Raw genomic sequence first — 21,158 nt, forward strand, 5'->3', positions numbered from 1 at the left:
AAAATAGATTCTATTATGAAATTAAAAAGAGAACCAAGAAAAAATAAGTCATCTCATCAGAAGAGTTTTCTCTTAGATGGATAAGATGCTTGAATAGATGAGTGTGAATTAAAAAGAAATGCAGAGCTAGGAATCCCTAGCTCTGCATCAAAAGAGTGTCTTACTCTACGAAAGCGTTTTCGAAATCTTCTGCATCGTTATGATCCAGATATTTCTTCACGCGGTTATGGTATTCTGTAAACCCAGTTCCCCCAGGGATCATGTGACCCATGATGAGGTTAGATTTAAAGTCGAGCAGGAAGTCTGTTTTTCCTTCACTTGCTGCGTCTGTTAAGACCTTAGTGGTTTCTTGGAAGGAAGCAGCTGATACAAAAGATTCGGTTGTTAACGACGCTTTTGTAATACCCAAGAGCACAGGAGCTGCTTGCGCTGGCTTTCCACCTTCACTCACCACTTTTTGGTTTTGGTCATGGAACTGTTTACGGTCAATATCTTCTCCATAAAGGAATACAGTATCACCCGGATCTGTGATGCGCACCTTTTGAAGCATCTGACGCACAATGATCTCAATGTGTTTATCATTGATATCCACACCTTGGAGTCGATAAACCTCTTGCACTTGGTTCACAAGATATTTTTGAAGTTCGCGGACACCGCAAATATCTAAAATCTCTTGAGGTACCACTAGACCGTCTGTTAACTGTTGTCCTTTAATGACAAGGTCACCTTTTTGAACAATTAAGTGTTTTGTTAACGGAATGAGGTGCTCTTCTTCCATGCCTGTTTCTTCATCATGAACAATCACAATACGCTTACTCTTTTGAACGCCGCGGAAGTCAATAACCCCGTCAATCTTCGCAATTTCTGCTGCATCTTTAGGACGTCTAGCTTCCACAAGTTCTGCAACTCTTGGAAGTCCTCCGGTGATGTCTTTTGTTTTAATCGCACCTCTTGGAAGTCTTGCTAAGAGAACACCAGCTGTCACGTATTGCCCTTCTTGAACAGAGATAAACGCTCCTGATGGAATCGCATACGTTCCTACAAGCTCATTAAACCCTTTATCAGAATAAATCATAATCTGAGGGTGTAATTCACCGCGGTGTTGTTTAACAATCAGCTCATACTGTCCTGTCTGCTTGTTAGCCTCTTTCTGTGTTGAGATCCCTTCCACTAAGTCTTCATACTTCACGTAACCTGGTCTTTCACAGATGATCGGCACGTTATGCTGTTCCCACTGAGCGATCTTGACTCTTTTACCTACTTTGGATCCATCTTCTAATAAGATCTTGGTTCCAAGTTCAATGTTAAAGGTTTGAAGCGGTTCAATCGATTTTGTGCTTAAGAGCTTTTTATATTCTTCAAGTGATCTTTCTTCATCACGGACAATATGTAAAAGTCCATTTTTATTCAGTGCAACAAAAACGCCATCTTCATCTTTAACAATTCTTAAGTTGTCATAAACGAGAATACCTTTTTCTTCCGCAATCGCCTCTGGACTAATCGCTGCAGACGCAATACCTCCAAGGTGGAACGTTCTCATCGTGAGCTGGGTTCCTGGTTCCCCGATCGACTGAGCAGCAATAATCCCCACAGCCTCTCCTGTTCCAACGACTTTTCCGTTAGCGAGGTTAATACCGTAGCACTTCATGCAAATGCCGCGCTTAGCTTCACAGGTAAGCGGTGATCTGATTTTAATCAAATCAATCCCTGCATCGTCAATCGATTCTGATTGTTTAATATTTAAGCAATCACCTGATTTAGCCAGCAGCTTGGTTTGATCTCCTGGTAAGAAGATATCATCACACACTGTTCTACCAAAAATACGATCTCTTAAAGGAAGAAGTTCTTCTTGCCCTTGTTTAATCGCGCTCACTTCAATCCCGTTAATCGTGCCGCAATCGTCATCTGTGATGATCACATCTTGAGCCACGTCCACAAGTCTTCTTGTGAGGTAACCAGAGTCAGCTGTTTTAAGCGCCGTGTCGGCAAGACCTTTACGCGCTCCGTGAGATGAAATAAAGTACTCAAGAACAGATAACCCTTCTCTAAAGTTAGAGGTAATTGGAGATTCAATAATTTCTCCCGAAGGTTTCGCCATTAGGCCCCTTGCTGTTCCAAGCTGCTTAATCTGCGATTTACTTCCCCGAGCTCCTGAATCCATCATCATAAAGAGAGGATTAAGTTTTGAGCCGCTAGATTGCCCTAGCAATTTAAAGAGCTCTTCTGCAAGAGAATCAGTCACTTCTGTCCAAATACTAATCACTTTTGACTTACGTTCCCCGTCTGTGATAATACCGTCTTCGTACTGCTTACGGACCATCTCAATGCGGGTTGCTGTATTTTCCAGCACTTGCGCTTTATCTGCAGGGATTTTCACATCTTTAACACCCATTGAAAGAGCGGCTTTTGTAGCTTCTTTAAATCCAAGATTTTTGAGGTTATCTAAAAATTGAACAGTCGCTTCTAAGCCCACTTTTTTATACGTCTCTAAGATGAGCTCTGAGAGCTTTTTCTTTCTTAAGATGTAGTTTTGAAATCCCAGTTCTTTTGGCACAATCGAGTTGAAAATCACACGGCCAGGTGTTGTTTCTACCATCCCTGTGGGAAGGCGAACTTTAATTTTCTCATGAATGTGCAAACCTCTTCCTAGTTCATCCACGCGGTGATCTAACTGCACTTCTTCAGCGCGGTTAAAACTATCTCCTGCATAAAGAGCTAGCATCACTTCATCAACGCTTCCAAACACTTTTGTCTTCTTTCCATGATCTTCAGGGAAATAAAGAGGGTCATACATCAGATAATAGAGTCCTAAAATCATATCCTGAGAAGGAACCGTCACCGGTTTTCCAGAAGAAGGTAAGAAGATATTATCAGGTGCCATCATAAGCGTTTTAGCTTCAATTTGCGCCTCTACGGAAAGGGGCACGTGAACCGCCATTTGGTCTCCGTCGAAGTCGGCGTTAAAGGCTGTACACACAAGCGGGTGAATCCTGATCGCTTTTCCTTCAATGAGCACCGGTTCAAACGCTTGGATCCCCAAACGGTGAAGTGTTGGAGCTCGGTTAAGAAGAACAGGGTGCCCTTTAATGATTTCATCTAAAACGTCCCACACTTCAGGAGCTTCTCTTTGAATCATTTTCTTTGCAGAGCGGATCGTATAAACATAGCCGAGGTCTTTAAGTCTTTTCACAATAAACGGCTCAAAGAGTTCAAGCGCCATCTGTTTAGGAAGCCCGCACTGATTAAATTTCAGCTCAGGACCTACCACGATCACAGATCTACCGGAATAGTCTACCCGTTTTCCAAGGAGGTTTTGACGGAATCTTCCCTGTTTTCCTTTCAGCATTTCAGAAAGAGATTTTAAGGGTCTATTTCCTGCTCCCATGACAGGGTGGCCGTGACGGCCGTTATCAAAGAGCGCGTCAACAGCTTCTTGCAGCATCCGTTTTTCGTTACGGATGATCACATCAGGAGTTTTGAGCTTTAAAATCGCTTTAAGACGGTTATTACGGTTAATCACACGTCTATACAGATCGTTTAAGTCAGATGTTGCAAACCGTCCGCCATCTAAAGGCACAAGAGGTCTTAATTCTGGCGGGATGACAGGAACTGCAGACATCACCATCCAATCGCATTTATTCGGAGATCCAGCAAACCCTTCGATAATTTTGAGCCGTTTTGCAAGCTTCATTCTAGCTTGCATTGACTTTGTTTTACGGAGTTTATCTTTCAGCTCAACAACAAGAGATTGAAGATCTTCTTTTTCAAGAAGTTCACTGATCGCAGATCCCCCCATTTTCACAGTAAAACTATCAGAGCCCCATTTTTCTTGAGCTTCTCTTAGTTCCACATCGTTTAAGAGTTGTTTTCTTTCAAGGGTTGTTCTCCCTGGATCTGTCACCACGAAATCTTCGTAATAGATGACTCTCTCAAGGTCAGATGTTGACATCCCTAAAATGTTCCCGATGCGTGAAGGCATGATTTTAAAGAACCAGATGTGAACCACTGGAACCGCTAAATCAATGTGTGCCATACGTTCTCTACGCACTTTAGATAAGGTGACTTCTACACCGCATCTGTCACACACAATCCCTTTATGCTTAATCTTCTTATACTTACCGCAAGCACATTCCCAGTCCCGTGTTGGACCAAAAATTTTCTCACAGAAAAGACCGCCCTTCTCAGGTTTGAAGGTACGGTAGTTAATTGTTTCCGGTTTTTTAATCTCTCCACGAGACCATTCATTACGAATGACATCTTCGGAAGCAATCTTGATGGTTAACTTGTCAAATTGCGAATTATGAAAACTTTCCATTGCTTCTCCCTTATTCTTGTGCAGTGCTTTCTGTGCGAACATCTAAGCCAATTCCTTGCATCTCTTTAACGAGAACATTAAACGATTCGGGTGTTCCTGGTACGAGGATATTCTCCCCTTTAACGATCAGTTCATAAATGCGCGTACGACCGGTCACATCATCGGATTTTACAGTGAGCATTTCTTGAAGAAGGTGAGCCGCTCCATAAGCCTCTAGCGCCCAAACCTCCATCTCTCCAAGTCTTTGTCCCCCCATCTGCGCTTTACCGCCAAGTGGCTGCTGTGTGACAAGTGAGTAAGGACCAATCGCTCTTGCGTGGATCTTATCTGCCACTAAGTGGTTAAGTTTTAACATATAGATGTAACCCACAACCACTGTGTTATCAAAACGCTCACCTGTTCTTCCATCATAAAGCCAAAGCTTACCATCTTGAGGAAGACCTACTTGTCCCATCATTTCCCAAACCCGAGATTCAGGGAACCCTTCAAATACAGGCGTCTTGACATAGATCCCGGCTTTTTTCGCCGCATAACCTAAATGCGTCTCTAAAAGCTGACCCATGTTCATCCTGGAAGGCACCCCAAGAGGATTCAAGATCATCTCGATGGACACACCGTCCGGAAGGTACGGCATATCAGCTTCTGGAACAATTTTAGACACAACACCTTTGTTTCCGTGTCTTCCTGCCATTTTATCTCCCACTTGCAACTTACGTTTGGTTGCAATGTAGACTTTAACTTGGCGAATGACTCCAGGATCAAGTTCTGTGTCCCCTTTCTTCATGTGCTCAATTTCTGTTTTATATTGAAGTTGAAGCGTTTCCATCTTCACTTCAAACTCACGGATCATCACTTTAAGTGTTGTGTAAATATCGTGATCAGAAAGAAGAAGATCTTCTGCTTTTTCAGATTCTAACACTTCAATCATGTCTTGAGAAATCACTTCCCCTTCACGGATGAGGACTTCCCCTGTCTTGCGGTGCATAATCGGTCCTGGCGCCTTCTCTCCTAAGAAAATTGCTCCCAGTTTCTCATGCAGCTCCATGATGAGTTCAGACTCTTTATTTTTATACTCAAGATGCACATCTTTCATCCGGCTAGCTTCTTCGACAAGCTCATCATCTGTTTTAGAAAGGCGGTCACGTCTACTAAACACTTTAACATCCATGACAACCCCTTCTGTTCCAGGAGGTGCTGTAAGGGATGCGTCTTTAACATCTGCTGCTTTCTCACCAAAAATGGCTCTAAGAAGTCTCTCTTCAGGAGCAAGCTCTGTTTCAGATTTAGGAGTGATTTTTCCAACTAAGATATCTCCTGGTTGAACTTCAGCTCCAATACGGATAATACCATCTTCTCCAAGATTCGCCAAAATCTCTTCGGAGACGTTAGGGATATCTCTTGTGATCTCTTCTTTTCCAAGCTTTGTGTCTCTAGCAGTGAGCTCAAACTCTTCTAAGTAAAGAGATGTGTAGGTGTCTTCTCTAAGAAGCTTTTCTGAAATGATGATCGCATCTTCGTAGTTGTATCCACACCAAGGCATGAAGGCAACAAGCACGTTTTTACCAAGAGCCACTTCCCCTTTATCAGTAGACGGTCCGTCTGCAATGATGTCACCTGCTACCACCACATCGCCAACATGGCAAATGGGGGTTTGGTTTAAGCATGACCCCGCGTTTGAGCGCATGAATTTCTTCAGCTCATACGTTCTCTTATTTAAAGGGTTAGACTTTGCGGCAATCACAATTTTAAATCCATCCACATAGTCTACAGTGCCGTCTTCTTCTGCGATAATCACTGCTCCAGAGTCTTTAGCAACTCTTTTTTCAAGTCCTGTTCCTACAATAGGCGCTTCAGTTCTTAAAAGAGGGACACCTTGACGTTGCATGTTAGAACCCATAAGCGCCCGGTTAGCGTCATCGTGCTCTAAGAACGGAATCAGTCCTGTGACAACAGAGACCAGCTGTTTAGAAGAGACGTCCATGTGAGTCGCTTTTGCAGTTTCAATCTTTAAAGGATCGCCTTTAATTCTTCCCCAACAAAATTGCTCTTGAAACATGTTGTACTCATCAAGAGGAGCTGACGCCTGAGCAATCACGCTATTTTCTTCTTGATCAGCTGTCATGTATTCAATCTCTTCTGTGACAATGCCGTCTCTGATGATACGGTAAGGGGTTTCAATAAACCCAAGTTCATTGATTTTCGCAAAAGCAGAAAGAGATGTGATCAAACCGATGTTTGGCCCCTCAGGAGTTTCAATTGGGCAAATCCTTCCGTAGTGACTGGTATGAACGTCCCTTACCTCAAAGCCTGCTCTATCTCGGTTAAGTCCACCTGGCCCTAAGGAAGAGAGTCTTCTTTTATGCGTTAGCTCTGCCACAGGATTTGTTTGGTCCATGAATTGAGAAAGCTGTGATCTTCCAAAGAAGTCTTTTAAAACCCCAACCAGTCCTTTTGCAGAAATCACTTTTCCAGGAGTGAGCGTATCAGCAGAAAAATCAAATAAGTTGATTCTTTCTTTAATGATTTTTTCCATTCTGGCAAGGCCAATACGGCATTGGTTTTGCACAAGCTCTCCTACAGAACGGACACGTCTATTGCCTAAATGATCAATATCATCCACAGAAACATCGCTGTCTCCTTTTTTCAGTCTGATGAGATACTTGATCGCTCCAATCACATCTTCTTTACGTAGTGTTGCAATCTCAAGTTCTTGATCAGTTGTCGGGAATTTCAGTTTACGGTTCAGTTTATACCGTCCTACTCTTCCTAAATTGTACCGTTTTACATCAAAGAAAAGACGCATCATCATCGAACGTGCATTGGCAAGCGTTGCAGGCTCACCTGGGCGCACTTTACGGTAGAAATCTTTTAATGCTGATTCATAAGAGTCTGTTGGATCTTTTGCAAGCATCTTAATGATGGGAGATGTTTCATCGGCATCTTCTGCAATTTTCACAACAGAGATTCCAGAATCTAACATTTTCTTAAGCATCGCAGTCGCTAGCTTTTCCCCAGCTTTTCCTAAGATAATGCCCGCTTCTGCATCAACGATATCTTCAGCTAAGATTTTCCCAACAAGCTTTGTAAAGTCTTTTTCTGATTTAATTTTAACACGTTGGGTTGAGAAGAACTCTTCAATGATGTCTGCATCAGATGAATATCCAAGTGTTCTTACAAAAGAGGTCGCTAAAATCTTACGGCGCCGTTTTTTACGGTCCACATAGATGTAAATCATGTCGTTCGTGTCAAAAGAAGCTTCCAGCCAGCTGCCTCTATAAGGAATCATACGGAATGAGTAGATCACCACCCCTTTAGGATGTTTTTCTTGCTCAAATGAGATTCCAGGAGATCTGTGAAGCTGAGAAACGATCACGCGTTCTGCTCCGTTTACAACAAAAGTCCCCTTGTCAGTCATGACAGGGAGAGTCCCCATGTAAACTTCTTCTTCTTTAATCCCGGTTTCATCCGTTAAGCGAAACTTCACTTTCAGAGTGACATTATGGGTAATACCCCGTCTAATGGATTCTTCTGGAGTGTATTTAGGCACGCCTAAATTATAAGACAAATATTCTAAAACGACTTTGTCGTCATAGGACTTAATAGGAAAAATTTCATTAAAAACTTCTTGTAATCCTACATTGTGTCGCTCACTCGGAAGAATGTCTGCTTGCAAAAATTCGCGGTAGGATTTTAATTGAATTTCGATCAAATTTGGGAGATCGATAATTTCTTCTTTCTCTCGAAAACTGATACGCTCAGGTGCATGTTTTAGCATTGCCAATCGCTCCTTCTTAAAATGTCTAAATAGATGACTTAACAGAGTTAAATCAGCTGATTGGACGGCTTAAAAAATAATAATGAGCAGAGGCCCTTTTAAGATAAAAGGGTTCTCTCTGCTCACATTTAAAGAACTTAAATAAGATTAAAGACCTTTAACAGTAACTTGACCACCAGCAGCAACAACTTTTTTAGAGATGTCATCTGCTTCAGCCTTACTGCAAGATGCTTTAAGAACTTTAGGTGTGCTTTCTACGAGTTCTTTTGCTTCTTTCAGTCCAAGACCTGTTAATTCACGGACAATCTTAATCACGCTGATTTTCTTGTCATCAGCAGATTTTTCAAGTGTCACTTGAAATTCTGTTGATTCTGCAACAGCAGGAGCTGCCGCTGCTGCAGGAGCTGCTACTGCTACAGCTGCTGCTGCTGCTTTTACGCCCCATTTATCTTCCAGCATTGTTTTGAGTTTGGACATGTCCAGTACGCTTAATGCGCTTAAGTCTTCTACGATTTGTTCTAAAGTTTTGCTCACAATTTACCTCTATTTATTTTGTACTTTTGTTATCTAAGCAGTGGGGTACGCTACTTAATAGCGCATCAATAACACCCAGCAGCTGCGATGGAACAGCTTCGAGTAGTCCAAGAAGCTGAGCTTGCATTTCTGGTTTAGATGGAAGTTTAGATAACGCTTCCATATCTTTAGCTGAGTAAAGCTGTCCTTCAAAACGGCCACCTAAAACGTCAATTGCGTTTTGGCTTCCTTGTTTAAATTGAAAAACTGCTTTTACTGTTTCAAGAAGATCTTGAGTTGCAAAGATCACTCCAATGTGTCCTTCCATAGAAGACCGCTCTAGAGTAAGTCCTGCTGCTGCTGCCGCTTTAATTAAAATCCTTTTACGAATAACTTCAAATTCTCCGCCTGATTTCATGAGATCAAAACGGAATTTTGCAGCTAAATTAGGATCCATTTTATTGTAACTAGCTAAAATAAACCCTTGGGATTCAGAAATACGGTCTCGAATATCATCGAGAAGAAGTTGCTTTTCTTGTCTCATGTTTTACTCCTGAAGTCCGCTCATATCAATTTTTAGACCAGGTCCCATTGTTGATGACATTGCAAGAGAAACTAAGAAGACTCCCTTTGCAGTAACCGGTTTTGCTTTTGCAATCGCAGAAACAAACGCCTTGATGTTTTGAACAAGAAACTCTTCTGAAAATGATAATTTCCCAACGGATCCGCTGATCACACCGAATTTGTCTGTTTTAAATTCAACACGTCCTGCTTTGATCTCTTTTACAGCTGTGGCAACATCAGATGTCACTGTTCCTGCTTTAGGAGAAGGCATTAAGCTTCTTGGTCCTAAAATTTTTCCCAGTTTACCCACTTCTCTCATCATATCAGGTGTTGCAACAACAGCATCAAAATCTGTCCATCCACCTTTCACTTTCTCAAACAGATCGTCATGACCTGCGTAGTCAGCTCCAGCATCAAGCGCTTCTTTAACTTTGTCCCCTTTAGCAAAAACAAGAACAGTCTGTTTTTTGCCAAGCCCATTCGGTAATGAGACAACGCCACGCACTTGTTGATCTGATTTCTGGGCATTGATCCCTGTCTTCAGAGCAATCTCTACCGACGCGTCAAATTTAACGGCCGGAGCTTTTTTTAAAATCTCGATAGCTTCTGCAAGTTTATAAGCTTTTTGCTTATTCACAAGCTTTGCTATCTCCCGATTGCGTTTACTTTTCATATGTTATCCTTCGATAATGTCTACGCCCATTGAGCGTGCAGTTCCAGCAACGAGTCTCTCTGCAGCTTCTAGAGTACGCACACGCATATCCACTCTTTTTTGCTCAGCGATTTTCGTCACTTGTTGTTTTGTTAATTTAGCAACCTTGTCTCGGTTTGGCACTTTAGAGCCCGCTTCAATTCCCGCTTCTTTTAAAATGAGTCTTGATGTTGGAGACTCTTTCATGACAAACGTAAAAGTTTTGTCAGAAAAAACAGAAATGACAACCGGAACGACTGGCGCAGGAGTTTGTTTTGCAATTTCTTGCGTTCTTGCATTGAATTCTTTACAGAAAGCCATGATGTTGACTTGAGCAGCACCAAGAGCTGGTCCAATTGGAGGCGCTGGGTTAGCTTTTCCTGCAATGATCTGCAATTTAATAGTTTTTACAATTGTTTTAGCCATATTCTCTCTTCAATTACGTTAGATTTCTAGAGGCACTTGTTCAACTTGAGTGAACTCTAAATCATCTACTCTGGTATCACGACCAAAGATAGAGACGAGAACACTTAAGCGGCCTTTGTCGTAGAACACTTCTTGCACAATTCCTGTGAAATTGACAAACACTCCATCGACAATTCGCACACGATCGCCTGATTGGATATTGTGCTTAAGCACAACTCCCTGACTTTTTTCTTCCAGCTCTGCAAAAATAGAATCGACTTCTGACTGAGATAAAAAGCTAGGCTTTCCTCCGCCTAAAAAGTCAATGACCCCGTTAATGTTTTTAATATACATCCACGAATCATCTGTCAGTTCCATTTTCACTAAAATATAGCCTGGCCACAGTCTTTTCTCACTAATGCGTTGTTGACCTTTTTTGACTTCAGCCACATTCTCTGTCGGAACCAAAACATCAAAGACCATCTCACTCATCCCTTGGGAATCACGATTTTCTTCGATTGCTTTTTTCACCCGTTTTTCGTGACTTGAGATCACTTGTATAACGTACCATTTCTGCATGTTTTTACCCAAAAATCAGATCGATGAGATTTTTAAAACTTGTAAGACACCCTTTAATCACTAGATCAACACCATAAATGCCAAGGCCAAATGCAAATGTCACAACCACAACAATTTTTGTGAGTGTGCCAAGTTCTTCCTTTGACGTCCACGTCACTTGCTTCAGTTCATTCTTTAGCTGTTCTAAATAACTCATAGGTACTTCTTAGATTCTTCTATATTCAAAAGCTTAAAAGTGATTTTAGCTTTTCTGTTCTGCACTGTTAACCAATGCTTGTATAAGACAACGAGTGCGGAGGGATTCGAACCCCCGACCGGCGACTTTGGAGATCGCTGCTCTACCAACTGAGCTACACACCCATGAGAAGAAGGTCTTTTGCAAGACCTTCTTCTCTTAAACGAAATTAATCGAGGATCTGGCTAACTGTTCCAGCACCGATTGTACGTCCACCTTCACGGATCGCAAATCTCATTCCAGCTTCCATCGCAATTGGAACAAGGAGTTCCCCTGTGATTTCTACGTTATCGCCAGGCATTACCATTGGTACGCCTTCTGGAAGAGTTACTGTTCCTGTCACGTCAGTTGTACGGAAATAGAACTGAGGACGGTATCCGCTAACGAAAGATTTATGGCGTCCGCCTTCTTCTTTTGTTAAGATGTAAACTGCACCTTTAAATTTCTTATGAGGTTTGCAAGTTCCAGCAGCTGCAAGAACCATTCCACGCTCGATATCTTTCTTATCGATACCACGAAGAAGAAGTCCGACGTTTTCTCCAGCTCTTCCTTCGTCTAAGATTTTCTTAAACATTTCAACACCAGTCGCAACGACTTCACGTGTTTCACGGAGTCCAACGAGTTGGAGTTTATCGTTAGATTTTACGACTCCTCTTTCGATACGTCCAGTTGCAACGGTTCCTCTTCCTGAGATAGAGAAAACGTCTTCAACAGGCATTAAGAAAGGTTTGTCTGTCTCACGAGTTGGAATAGGGATATGTTTATCCACTGCATCCATCAGTTTTACAATGCTGTCTACATAAGTTGGATCATTTTCAAGCGCTCTTAAAGCTGAACCACGAATAATTGGGACATCTTTATATCCTTTAGATTCAAGAAGTTCAGTCAGTTCCATCTCTACTAGATCAACAAGCTCTTCGTCACCTTTTTCAATCATATCCATTTTGTTAAGGAATACAACGATTGCAGGAACTCCAACTTGGCGAGCTAAAAGGATGTGTTCTTTTGTTTGAGGCATTGGACCATCTGTTGCAGCTACAACGAGAATTGCTCCGTCCATTTGCGCAGCACCGGTGATCATGTTTTTAACATAGTCAGCGTGTCCAGGACAGTCAACGTGAGCGTAGTGAACTGTGTCTGTTTCGTACTCTACGTGGGTTGAGTTAATAGTAATACCACGCGCTTTTTCTTCAGGTGTACTGTCGATTGAAGCGTAATCACGAAACTGTGCGCCTCCGCGTTCAGCGAGAACTTTTGTGATAGCAGCCGTCAGAGAGGTTTTTCCATGGTCAACGTGACCAATGGTTCCGATATTGACGTGAGGCTTATTTCTTTGAAATGTTTCTTTTGCCATTTAATTCCTCCGTTTAAATTCTTTATGCCCAAGATAGGAATTGAACCTACGGCCACTTGCTTACCATGCAAGTGCTCTACCACTGAGCTACATGGGCCTATTTTATTATAGTGGATAGGCTTATCCACTAAAGTTCTTTGTATTTATTGATTTTTGCAACTGATCTGCGAAGGAGAAAGAAACGATTTGTTCCTCTCTTTCAAACACAAACACTCAAAATATCCTTAAAGGGCTTTAGGATACTTCGCAACTCAAATAAGTTCAAGGATAAAAAGTAAAAAACTACCGTTGTCTGTAAGTAATTCTAGCTTTTGTTAAATCATAAGGCGACATTTCAACTGTTACCGTATCTCCAACAAGCACGCGAATATTTCTCATCCGCATTTTACCACATAAATGCGCAATCACTTTCATTCCATTTTTCAGGATAACGCGAAAGTGCATATTTGGGAGTAGCTCTTCTACAGATCCATCAATTTTAATCGTATCTTCTTTAGGCATAATTCTCTGATAAGAAAGCAATCCTAACAAATTTTCTATTAATGTGAAAGGAAGATCGATTATACTCTCTTCTTTTGAGGTATAAAGAAATCCATGACATACTCTTCAATAGCAGAAAAAGGGAATCAACTGAAAGAAGAATTTGCTCTTCTCTCCTCTCCTGAAAAAAAATATGAAAAGATTATCACTATGGGAAAGCAGCTCCCTAGGTTCCCCTCTGAAGCTAAAATAGAAAAGAATTTAGTCCTAGGTTGTCAAAGTCTCCTCTACCTAGAAACCTCTTATGAAAATGGAGTGATGTATTTTCAAGCTGATTCAGAAGCGCTTATTTCTAAAGGGCTTGCAGCAATCTTGATTACTGTCTACTCAGGAGCTACTCCTGAATCAATTATTAAAGAGCTGCCTCTTTTTTTAAAAGAGATGGGGCTGCATCAAGCGCTCTCTCCAACGCGCTCTAACGGGCTTGCAAGTCTTTTTAAGAAGATGCAGCTAGAAGCTTTTGAAATTCTTAAGGGTCAGTTTTAAGCGTTAGAAGTTTTCATCTTCTTCTGTACGAAATAGAGCATATATGCAAAATAATTGATTTCTATTCGATTGATTTTTGAGGTTACATTTGAGCGTGTTGCATGATTTTATTACCTAGAAAACTAGGTAATCCTCCTAGCAAAATTGACCAAACTATCTACTAAGATTCTTTCATCTTTTTGGAGACTTCTAGTGCCTCTTCTGTTCTTCCAAGTTCTTTTAAGAGATGAATCACTGTTATATAGCTCTCAGATATCCATCCACCTTTCTTTTCTAATGTTTCTACTCTTATTGCTAACATCTTTTTCGCTATATTAAGCGCCTCCTCTTTTTGGCCAACATTCTTTAAGAGATGAACTACTATTCTATAGCTCCTAAATGTACTCTCATCTCTCTCCTAATGCATCTCTTCTTGTTGCTAACATCTCTTGTGCTACAACAAGAGCCTCTTCCTTTTATCCCAGTTCCTTTAATAACTTAATCACAATTTCATAGCTTACAAATGTCCTATCATCGCCCTCTCCTAGAAGCTCTCTTTTTACTTCTAGCATCTTTTGCGCTATACAAAGTGCTGCATCTCTTTCTCTTAATGTATTAAGAAAAACAATTACCTCCTCGTAACTCTTAAATATCTTTTCCTGTGCAATTCCTAATGTATTTATTCTTGTTTGTAATGTGTTTTGTACAATAGTAAGAGCTTCTTCTTTTTGCCCCAGTTCTTTAAAGAGATCAATCACTATTTTATAGCTCTCAAATATCCACTCGTTTCCTTCACCTAATTGCTTTGCACTCGCCTCTAGCATCTTTTTTGCAATAGGTAAGGCTTTTTCTTTTTGTCCCAGTTCTTTGAAAAGATCGATCACTATTTTATAACTCTCAAATATCCACTGACTTCCATTTTCTAATACAGCTTCCCTTGCTTCTAATAAATGTTGCGCTAAAGTCAGAGCCTTTTCTTTTTGCCCAAGTTCTTTGAAAAGATGAACTACCTCATTCCCCTCTTTTAGCACAGCTTTTCCTGCTTCTAGCATATATTGTGCTAAAATGCTTTGTTCAGTGATTTCTATGTCTGTTTTTTGGCCAATTTTTTTCAAAAGATTAAGCACCGTTTCATAGTTTTGAGATACATCAAAATAACTCTCTTTAAAGATGTCTTTTTCTTTAGTCAGTATCTGTTGAGCAGCGTATAATTTCCGTTGAAATTTAAAAATTACATCGTCTTTGTGTCTTGCATTTTTTAAGACTTTTATGGTTTTTTCATAGATTGAGAGTTTTTCTTGAGAGCTGGTGAGTGTGGATTCCTGATTGAACATTAAGTCATTAAGAACCTTAATAACAATGTCGTAGCTTTTCCATCTTGTCTCATCAATTTTCTTCAAGGAAGTATATTGATTTTCTACCACCATCTGAGCAAAGGACAATACATCAGCCTCATTTTGCGAATCGCACAAAAACTTCAGGATTTTTTGATAGCTATTGAGTGTTTCTTGGTGATTTTCCCCTAATTGCTCTCTTTGTTTATCTAATCTTTGTTTGGCAAAATCCAAAAAAATTTCTTCATTTTTTGATTCAAAAATGAGTTTTATGACTTTGTTGTAGAGAGCTAGAGTCATATGATGACATTCTCCAAACGAACTTCCCAATTGATTTATGAGTTCTTGGAGAAGAAAAATCATATTTTTATCTAGGATTAGATATTGTAAGAGGTCAGTAAATCTCTCATAGCTGCTTTCAGTTTCATCATCTGGTTGTTTAATGAATGATATTCTATTTTTCAACTCTTGTTGAGCAGGGAAAAATGCCTCTTGATAATTTTCTAACCGAAGTAAAATATCAATAACTCTCTCATAAACATCTAATGTCTCATTATTGTTATTCCCTAAAAAATTTATCTTATACTTTAATGCAATATTTGCAAAATCAAGAGCTTCTTGATATTTGTCTAACCTCATCAAAATCTCAACAACCGTATCATAACTCTTGAATAATTCATCAAAATCATTATCTATTTTACTATTAAATCTGTCCTCTCTATTTGCTAGTATCACTTTTGCATGAAGAAGAGCTTCCTTATTCTCATCTTGATCTTCAGCAATGTCATATAAAATATTAACAATTCGGCTACGACTCTTTAATGTTTCATAATGGTTTTCACCAAGATTTTTTATTTTTATTGTTAAAGCTTCTCTGACAAATGGGAGCTCTTTTTTAAATTTTTTGCAATCATGTAATAGCCAAATGACAGCATCATAGCTCTCTAATATATATGGATCATCATGGTTGAGTATTTGTTTTCTTATTATTAGAGCTTTTTCTGCAAGTGTTATCGCTTCTTCAGTACTTTCTGTATAACGTATACACCGGCTTTTAAGCTGATAAAGTTCTGCCATCATTAAAGCTTTTTCTTGCCCTAAGGAGTTCAAGACTTGGCTATTTAATAAATCTATTTCCTTATTTTTCAATAACTCAAAATTATTTTTTTCTAACAAATCAATGCCTTGATCAATATATTGATGGGCTATATTGAGTGGGGACACATAACGAGAATAAGCGCATCCTAAATGGCTTAAGAATTGTATTTTTTGATGATTCTCGAGAGCTTCAAAAAGATTTGTCATTCCATGGAGATGAGATAAATGGGCTCGATATAAAACTTCTAATCTTTGATCAAAATAATTATTTTTTAAATAACTAGGTTCTCTTAGCTGTTTTATTGTTTGATTAACAATAGCACAAGTTTTTTCAAAAAAAAGATATTTTTTTTCTTTGAGCGAAAGTGCTATCACTTTTTGAACAAGCGAATGAACTTGGTAGTATTTCTTTTGATCAAACTCACTAATTATTTCTCGAAAAAATGAGTAGCCTTTTAGTAGCTTAATAGCTCCTGAAATAGAAACTTCATCCTCATGAGGATAAGATAACTTGGCCCAAGTATGAAGTAGATCCAAGGGAATATCTTCCTCTCCAAGAAGAGCGATCATCCGCATCATCTCAATGGCTAAGAATCCCTTTTCTTTTTCTCCAATCGCATCTAAAGAGACTTGCCAAGTGATAAAAATAGATGCCTCTTCTGTTGGGAGATCAATATCATCTTTACCAGGAAGTTTTGGATCACGAGTTTTAAACCTCCTTTCATATTCACAAAGAGAAATCTTCTCTTGCTCTAAATATCTGGCAATATGAGATAGTGCTAAGGGGTGATATCCTACTGCTTTAGCAAGGATTTCTGCAGCTTTTTGCTCTTCTTGAACTGGCTGATCTATCTGAGTAAGATAACGTATAGCCTCTTCTTCGGAGAACTCTGCTAAGAGAATCACTTTAAATCCATTGACTTTAGCTTTATCCCCAATCCTAGTTGAAATGAGGATATGACATTTCTTTCCATGAGGGATATAGTCGCTTAGCTCTTTAAAAAAGCTCTCCTCATCTACTCCATCAATGATGATGAGTCCTGGCAAGATCATTTGCTGAAGATATACTTTGAGCTCAGCTAAGGTGTCCTCAGGCTTCTCTTTTTTAATATTAAGAAGACCTGCTAGTTCAATGAGCCCAGCTCTTACTGCACCAGGAGCTGTTGCTTTGATGAGATGAATAAACCTATATCCAACAAGCTCTGATGCATATTTAAAACTTAAGGTACTTTTTCCCATGCCCCCAAGCCCTGCAATAGCTACTTTAGAAACATCTTTAAATAGTATTTTTAAATCATTTAGCTCTTTAACTCGTCCTGTAAAGAAAATTTCTCTTGGAGGGATATTGTTGAGACAAGAAGGTGATTTAGCTAAAGAGCTCTCATTGGAAAGAGCATTATTTTTAAGAAAAATGTCATATTTCCATGGGGTTAGATTACCTTTAGATCTTGGCTGAACAAGAGGATAACTATTTTCTATGGATGTTTTTTTAGCAGATGAAAAAAGGAGTCCAATGTATTTTTCAGCAGCTGTGATATGATCTTCTTCATCTTCTAGAAAGGAAAGTATCTTGATTCTGCCTCTAGAAATCTCTTCTGAAGAGATCTTTTTTTCAGGCTTATCCATATGAAAATGCATGAGTCTAGCTAAAAGCGATGGCTTAGCTATTAGCTGACTATTTTTATCCACTTGATGATCTAATTTTAATGTCAGCGTACGGTAATTGGTTTGTTTTCCCTGATAATAAGGGTCTTCTTGATACATCAAGCCATCAAATTGATCTACAAGAGAAGCTTCTAAAGAAGGAGCGCCCATTTTTCCATATGTCGTATCATCATAGATACCTCCATCACTGTTCTTTCGTCTTAATATAAGTGGCTTAAAAATCCCTGGAAAGGCAAGTGTTGCAGTAAGAACATCTGAAAGAAGAAAATCGCCATGCTGAGCATTTTCTGAAGTAAAATGGATCATTTTTTGGGTTTTTAAACTATAAACTGAAAGATGTATATGTCTATACCGTTCAGGATACCGTGTAATTTTTTCAGTCAATTCCTTTAAGGTTAGGTTCTCTATTTCTGCTTTATCATTAATGATCTCTTCTAGACTACTTCGTAGTCGCTCTATTTGACATAGTGCTAGGGAGAATTTTAATTGCTTTTCTTCTGAAAAGCTCAAAAGGTTAAGCGATTTAACCTCACCTAGCTGAGAAGAGGTCAGAGATGGATCTATAATGAACAGATCTTGTAGTGAATCAAATGATAGATCTTCAATTTGTGAGGAGGTATATCCAAGAGCTAAGAGCGTTGCTATGATACCCCCCATACCAACCCCTGAAAATCTCCTAATATCTTTTAAAATCTTTTTCGATTCTAATCCTTTAACAATACCTGCAAACCCTTCTCGTTGATCGTAACTTCCCTCTAAAATCAGGTTAAAGGGCGCTCTTTCATTAAAATCAACAACCTTCACTTTTTCTAATCGCTTTGAGGCTATAAAGTTCTCTAAAATATTTTTACATCTTTTCATGATGACATGCTCAGCCTCTTCTCCGTGTAAATACGCAAGAGGGGCCTTACCCCATTCATCTGTTTTATGAGGATCAGCCCCTAGTGAAAGAAGTAGTGTGATTGCATCTGGCTGCTTTCCTTTGACGGCAAAGTGAAGCGCTGTTCCACACTTCTCAAACTCTCCCTTATGAATATGCACTGCTTTATTAACTAGTGCTCTTATGGCAAATAAATCTCCTAAAAAAGCAGCGAGTTGAAGAGGAGTTCTTCCAGACGCATCTTTAAACTCTAAAAGATGTTGAATACTACTATGCTCATGATTGAGAAGATACTCCAGCATCTTCGGCTGGTTTAAATGAATAGCCAAATGGAGAACAGTTTTGACATCTGGAATAACATCTAAGAGACTAATTTCTTTAAATTGATTGTGCTTGAGAAGAAGCTCTAAGATATTAGGATACCCTGAGGCAACTGCAAGAGCGATGATTGAGATGCTATGTTTTTCAAGTTCTAACTCTTGTCCTGTCATTCCATAGCTAAGAAGCTTTTGAATGACTTTTTCATGTCCTTCATGAATGGCTAGGTGAAGAGCAGTGAAACCTAGAGCATCTTTATCTTTAATATTTACAATACCAGAACTTTCATGAAGAAGAGTTTCAAGCATGTCTTCTCTTCCATAGATAGATACTAGATGAAGGAGTGTTTTTCCTCTCAGCTCTTCTCTTGCTTCTAATCCTTTGAGTTTAATTAAATCATTCTCAGAAATATGATTAATGAGATAAGAAAAAAACTCTTTTTTCCCTTCCCGAATTGCTGCAAAGGCAAGATTCATCCCTTGTAAATCATACAGCTGAAGTAAATAATCATAGATAAGACTCTCCCATCTCTCAGGCGTCATGTCATGTAGAATATGAGAAAATAGATCATCTGCTAGATGCTGTTTACTCTGTAAATTCTCTTCTTTAACTATTTGAATCCATGCATCATCAAAGCCGCATGTTTTCATGAAAGAGAGCATTTGCTCTTTCTGAATAGAGCTGATGGCAATAGATTTTATATCTAATTGAGATGAGTTTATCCCTTGATAGGGTGAAGTGACTAAATTAGAAGGTTTAGATGGGATAGGAGCTATAGGTTGATTGTTTTGATGCTGAATATTAGATAGAGGAGCGCTCATTAAACACCTTTCTTGGATAGAATTTTAAATCAAATTATGTATTTTTATGCTCTACTGTATTTTTATCAAACAAAAAAATAGATTTTACATCTGATTTAGAACGTGAGGATCTATTCAGGAATAAGCAGTTATCCCTAAAAATGTTTTCTCAAATCATCACAGATTGAAGGGAAAATGAGATAGGTAGTAGGAAGGGATCATGCAATGAGGTGAGTGGTTTATAAAAGAAGATCTGTAGCCATAAAAACAGGCCTCTTTCAACACTCTTATCTATATGATTTATCAATGAGCTCTAAAAAAGAGCCCTTATTGGCTATTTTGCCCCATACTCTCAGTCTAAAAAGCGCTATGAGGCTTCTACCAACTATAAACTGCATTTTAGTTTAAAAGCGTGAGATCATGCTCTAATAGATCTCTCTAGAGAAGTGTGACAATCTCGTCTTGAATGCCCCCATTGATCTCAACCGTGTAATTGGAATGAATAAATACATCATATTCTTGACGCACCCCAAACTCATTAGGTAGATAAATACCTGGTTCAATCGAAAAGCAGGTTCTTGGGATTAAAAGTCTATCATCTAACGTTTCAAATCCATCAATATTGGTTCCTGGTCCATGATCTTCTGTATGAATATTATGCCCTGTACGGTGAGTAAAATAGTCTCCGTAGCCAGATTTTGTGATAAAATCCCTACAGATCTTATCCACTTCAAACCCTTTAAGAGACTCTTTTTGATGCACTTTCATCTCAACAAATTGTGTCGCTCTTCGCTGACTCTCTCGTACAATATGGTACACTTCTTGTTGTTTAGAAGACGGCCTTTGATCAGCAATAGCCACTCTTGTAATATCTGCATATACAGCACGGGGCCCTTTTTTCTTGCACCACAGATCAATCAAAATCCAATCCCCTTTTTGAACTCTTAAGGCTGTATTTTGATTGGGAGTGTAGTGGGGATTTGCGCTATTGTGATTGACTCCGCAAATAGGAGGGCCATCCATCTCACATCCTCTCTCTTCAATCTCTTTTAAGATAAATTGCTGGATATCGTATTCAGAGAACACTTTTTCTTGTTTAAGTTGATCAGATACCCAATTCCAACATTTATCTGCCACTTGATTTAGCACCTCTCCAGCTTCTCTATGAGATATGAGCTGCTCATCATCCCATGTACAGGTGAGCTGCTGTAAAAAGGCCCCAGAAGAAACCACTTCATGCCCAAGCCCTTTAATCATCTCTACGATGCCAGCATCCACCTTAGAAATGGTGGGAATATGGTGTTCAAAAGAGTACTCCATTGCTACCTTAAGCCGCCCCGGAAGAATTTTTTTCAGTCCCTCTCTCATCGATTCAAGGGAAGTGTAGACTCTTGTTTCTCCAGGAAGGTGCGCTACTACATGAGTTTCAACAAAACTCACCAAAGCAACGGGCACTCCCTTTTGAGGGATCCAGTAAAAAAGCCTACGGGTTAAATGCGTGGAAGGGGAAATTTCAAGAACATCACATGCAATTGAATTGCTATGGCGAAAATCGTAAAGAAGCCATCCATGGATGTTTTCCTGTTTTAAAAGAGCTTGAATGCTATCAATCTGTATCATGGTTTTT

Annotated in this window: 14 protein-coding genes and 2 tRNA genes; 1 reads left to right on the forward strand and 15 read right to left on the reverse strand. The window is 39.4% G+C overall.

What is annotated here, in order from left to right; genetic code table 11:
* Nucleotides 1–160 precede the first annotated feature (160 nt).
* The 12 genes from rpoC to infA form a co-directional block, all read right to left on the reverse strand.
* Nucleotides 161–4,315 (reverse strand): DNA-directed RNA polymerase subunit beta', encoded by a 4,155-nt coding sequence (gene rpoC / locus ACI7T6_RS03665; protein WP_404665067.1) that lies wholly within the window; start codon nt 4,313–4,315, stop codon nt 161–163.
* A 10-nt stretch (nt 4,316–4,325) separates the two neighbouring features.
* Nucleotides 4,326–8,090, reverse strand: coding sequence for a DNA-directed RNA polymerase subunit beta (gene rpoB / locus ACI7T6_RS03670; protein WP_404665068.1), 3,765 nt, complete (start codon nt 8,088–8,090; stop codon nt 4,326–4,328).
* 147 nt (nt 8,091–8,237) lie between these two features.
* Nucleotides 8,238–8,627 carry a 50S ribosomal protein L7/L12 gene (rplL, locus tag ACI7T6_RS03675; RefSeq protein ID WP_404666126.1) on the reverse strand — a complete coding sequence of 130 codons (390 nt, stop codon included), beginning with the start codon at nt 8,625–8,627 and terminating at the stop codon, nt 8,238–8,240.
* 10 nt (nt 8,628–8,637) lie between these two features.
* Nucleotides 8,638–9,147, reverse strand: coding sequence for a 50S ribosomal protein L10 (rplJ, locus tag ACI7T6_RS03680; RefSeq protein WP_404665069.1), 510 nt, complete (start codon nt 9,145–9,147; stop codon nt 8,638–8,640).
* Between the two features lie 3 nt (nt 9,148–9,150).
* On the reverse strand, nt 9,151–9,840 hold the full coding sequence (rplA, locus tag ACI7T6_RS03685) for a 50S ribosomal protein L1 (protein ID WP_404665070.1): 690 nt from the start codon (nt 9,838–9,840) through the stop codon (nt 9,151–9,153).
* Nucleotides 9,841–9,843: 3 nt separating this feature from the next.
* A complete protein-coding gene (gene rplK / locus ACI7T6_RS03690) occupies nt 9,844–10,284 on the reverse strand; it encodes a 50S ribosomal protein L11 (protein WP_404665071.1) in 441 nt (146 codons plus the stop codon).
* 18 nt (nt 10,285–10,302) lie between these two features.
* On the reverse strand, nt 10,303–10,842 hold the full coding sequence (gene nusG / locus ACI7T6_RS03695; RefSeq protein ID WP_404665072.1) for a transcription termination/antitermination protein NusG: 540 nt from the start codon (nt 10,840–10,842) through the stop codon (nt 10,303–10,305).
* A gap of 4 nt (nt 10,843–10,846) precedes the next feature.
* Entirely contained in the window at nt 10,847–11,038 is a 192-nt protein-coding gene (gene secE, locus ACI7T6_RS03700; RefSeq protein WP_404665073.1) for a preprotein translocase subunit SecE, read from the reverse strand.
* Between the two features lie 91 nt (nt 11,039–11,129).
* Nucleotides 11,130–11,202 (reverse strand) — tRNA-Trp (locus tag ACI7T6_RS03705).
* 44 nt (nt 11,203–11,246) lie between these two features.
* Nucleotides 11,247–12,431: an elongation factor Tu gene (tuf, locus tag ACI7T6_RS03710; RefSeq protein ID WP_404665074.1), complete on the reverse strand. Its 1,185-nt coding sequence runs from the start codon at nt 12,429–12,431 to the stop codon at nt 11,247–11,249.
* Between the two features lie 25 nt (nt 12,432–12,456).
* Nucleotides 12,457–12,528 (reverse strand) — tRNA-Thr (locus ACI7T6_RS03715).
* A 185-nt stretch (nt 12,529–12,713) separates the two neighbouring features.
* On the reverse strand, nt 12,714–12,935 hold the full coding sequence (gene infA / locus ACI7T6_RS03720; RefSeq protein WP_404666127.1) for a translation initiation factor IF-1: 222 nt from the start codon (nt 12,933–12,935) through the stop codon (nt 12,714–12,716).
* Nucleotides 12,936–13,025: 90 nt separating this feature from the next.
* Between infA and ACI7T6_RS03725 the strand changes: the two genes are divergently transcribed.
* Nucleotides 13,026–13,457 carry a SufE family protein gene (locus ACI7T6_RS03725; protein WP_404665075.1) on the forward strand — a complete coding sequence of 144 codons (432 nt, stop codon included), beginning with the start codon at nt 13,026–13,028 and terminating at the stop codon, nt 13,455–13,457.
* Between the two features lie 160 nt (nt 13,458–13,617).
* Here ACI7T6_RS03725 and ACI7T6_RS03730 read toward each other — a convergent pair whose 3' ends face one another.
* From ACI7T6_RS03730 to ACI7T6_RS03740, 3 genes are all read right to left on the reverse strand, one after another.
* The gene (locus ACI7T6_RS03730) at nt 13,618–13,758 is read right to left on the reverse strand and encodes a hypothetical protein (RefSeq protein WP_404665076.1); all 141 of its coding nucleotides are present in this window, start codon (nt 13,756–13,758) and stop codon (nt 13,618–13,620) included.
* A 154-nt stretch (nt 13,759–13,912) separates the two neighbouring features.
* Entirely contained in the window at nt 13,913–19,552 is a 5,640-nt protein-coding gene (locus ACI7T6_RS03735) for an ankyrin repeat domain-containing protein (protein ID WP_404665077.1), read from the reverse strand.
* A gap of 417 nt (nt 19,553–19,969) precedes the next feature.
* A complete protein-coding gene (locus ACI7T6_RS03740; RefSeq protein ID WP_404665078.1) occupies nt 19,970–21,151 on the reverse strand; it encodes a M24 family metallopeptidase in 1,182 nt (393 codons plus the stop codon).
* Nucleotides 21,152–21,158 lie beyond the last annotated feature (7 nt).

The organism is Rhabdochlamydiaceae symbiont of Dictyostelium giganteum, from assembly GCF_964291045.1.
Taxonomy (GTDB): Bacteria; Chlamydiota; Chlamydiia; order Chlamydiales; family Rhabdochlamydiaceae; genus PALSA-1444.

Bases quoted from the DNA above. Each gene is read 5' to 3' on its own strand.
- rpoC (WP_404665067.1), bottom strand. From the start codon at position 4,315: ATGGAAAGTTTTCATAATTCGCAATTTGACAAGTTAACCATCAAGATT.
- rpoB (WP_404665068.1), bottom strand. From the start codon at position 8,090: ATGCTAAAACATGCACCTGAGCGTATCAGTTTTCGAGAGAAAGAAGAA.
- rplJ (WP_404665069.1), bottom strand. From the start codon at position 9,147: ATGAGACAAGAAAAGCAACTTCTTCTCGATGATATTCGAGACCGTATT.
- rplA (WP_404665070.1), bottom strand. From the start codon at position 9,840: ATGAAAAGTAAACGCAATCGGGAGATAGCAAAGCTTGTGAATAAGCAA.
- rplK (WP_404665071.1), bottom strand. From the start codon at position 10,284: ATGGCTAAAACAATTGTAAAAACTATTAAATTGCAGATCATTGCAGGA.
- nusG (WP_404665072.1), bottom strand. From the start codon at position 10,842: ATGCAGAAATGGTACGTTATACAAGTGATCTCAAGTCACGAAAAACGG.
- secE (WP_404665073.1), bottom strand. From the start codon at position 11,038: ATGAGTTATTTAGAACAGCTAAAGAATGAACTGAAGCAAGTGACGTGG.
- tuf (WP_404665074.1), bottom strand. From the start codon at position 12,431: ATGGCAAAAGAAACATTTCAAAGAAATAAGCCTCACGTCAATATCGGA.
- ACI7T6_RS03725 (WP_404665075.1), top strand. From the start codon at position 13,026: ATGACATACTCTTCAATAGCAGAAAAAGGGAATCAACTGAAAGAAGAA.
- ACI7T6_RS03730 (WP_404665076.1), bottom strand. From the start codon at position 13,758: ATGTTAGCAATAAGAGTAGAAACATTAGAAAAGAAAGGTGGATGGATA.
- ACI7T6_RS03735 (WP_404665077.1), bottom strand. From the start codon at position 19,552: ATGAGCGCTCCTCTATCTAATATTCAGCATCAAAACAATCAACCTATA.
- ACI7T6_RS03740 (WP_404665078.1), bottom strand. From the start codon at position 21,151: ATGATACAGATTGATAGCATTCAAGCTCTTTTAAAACAGGAAAACATC.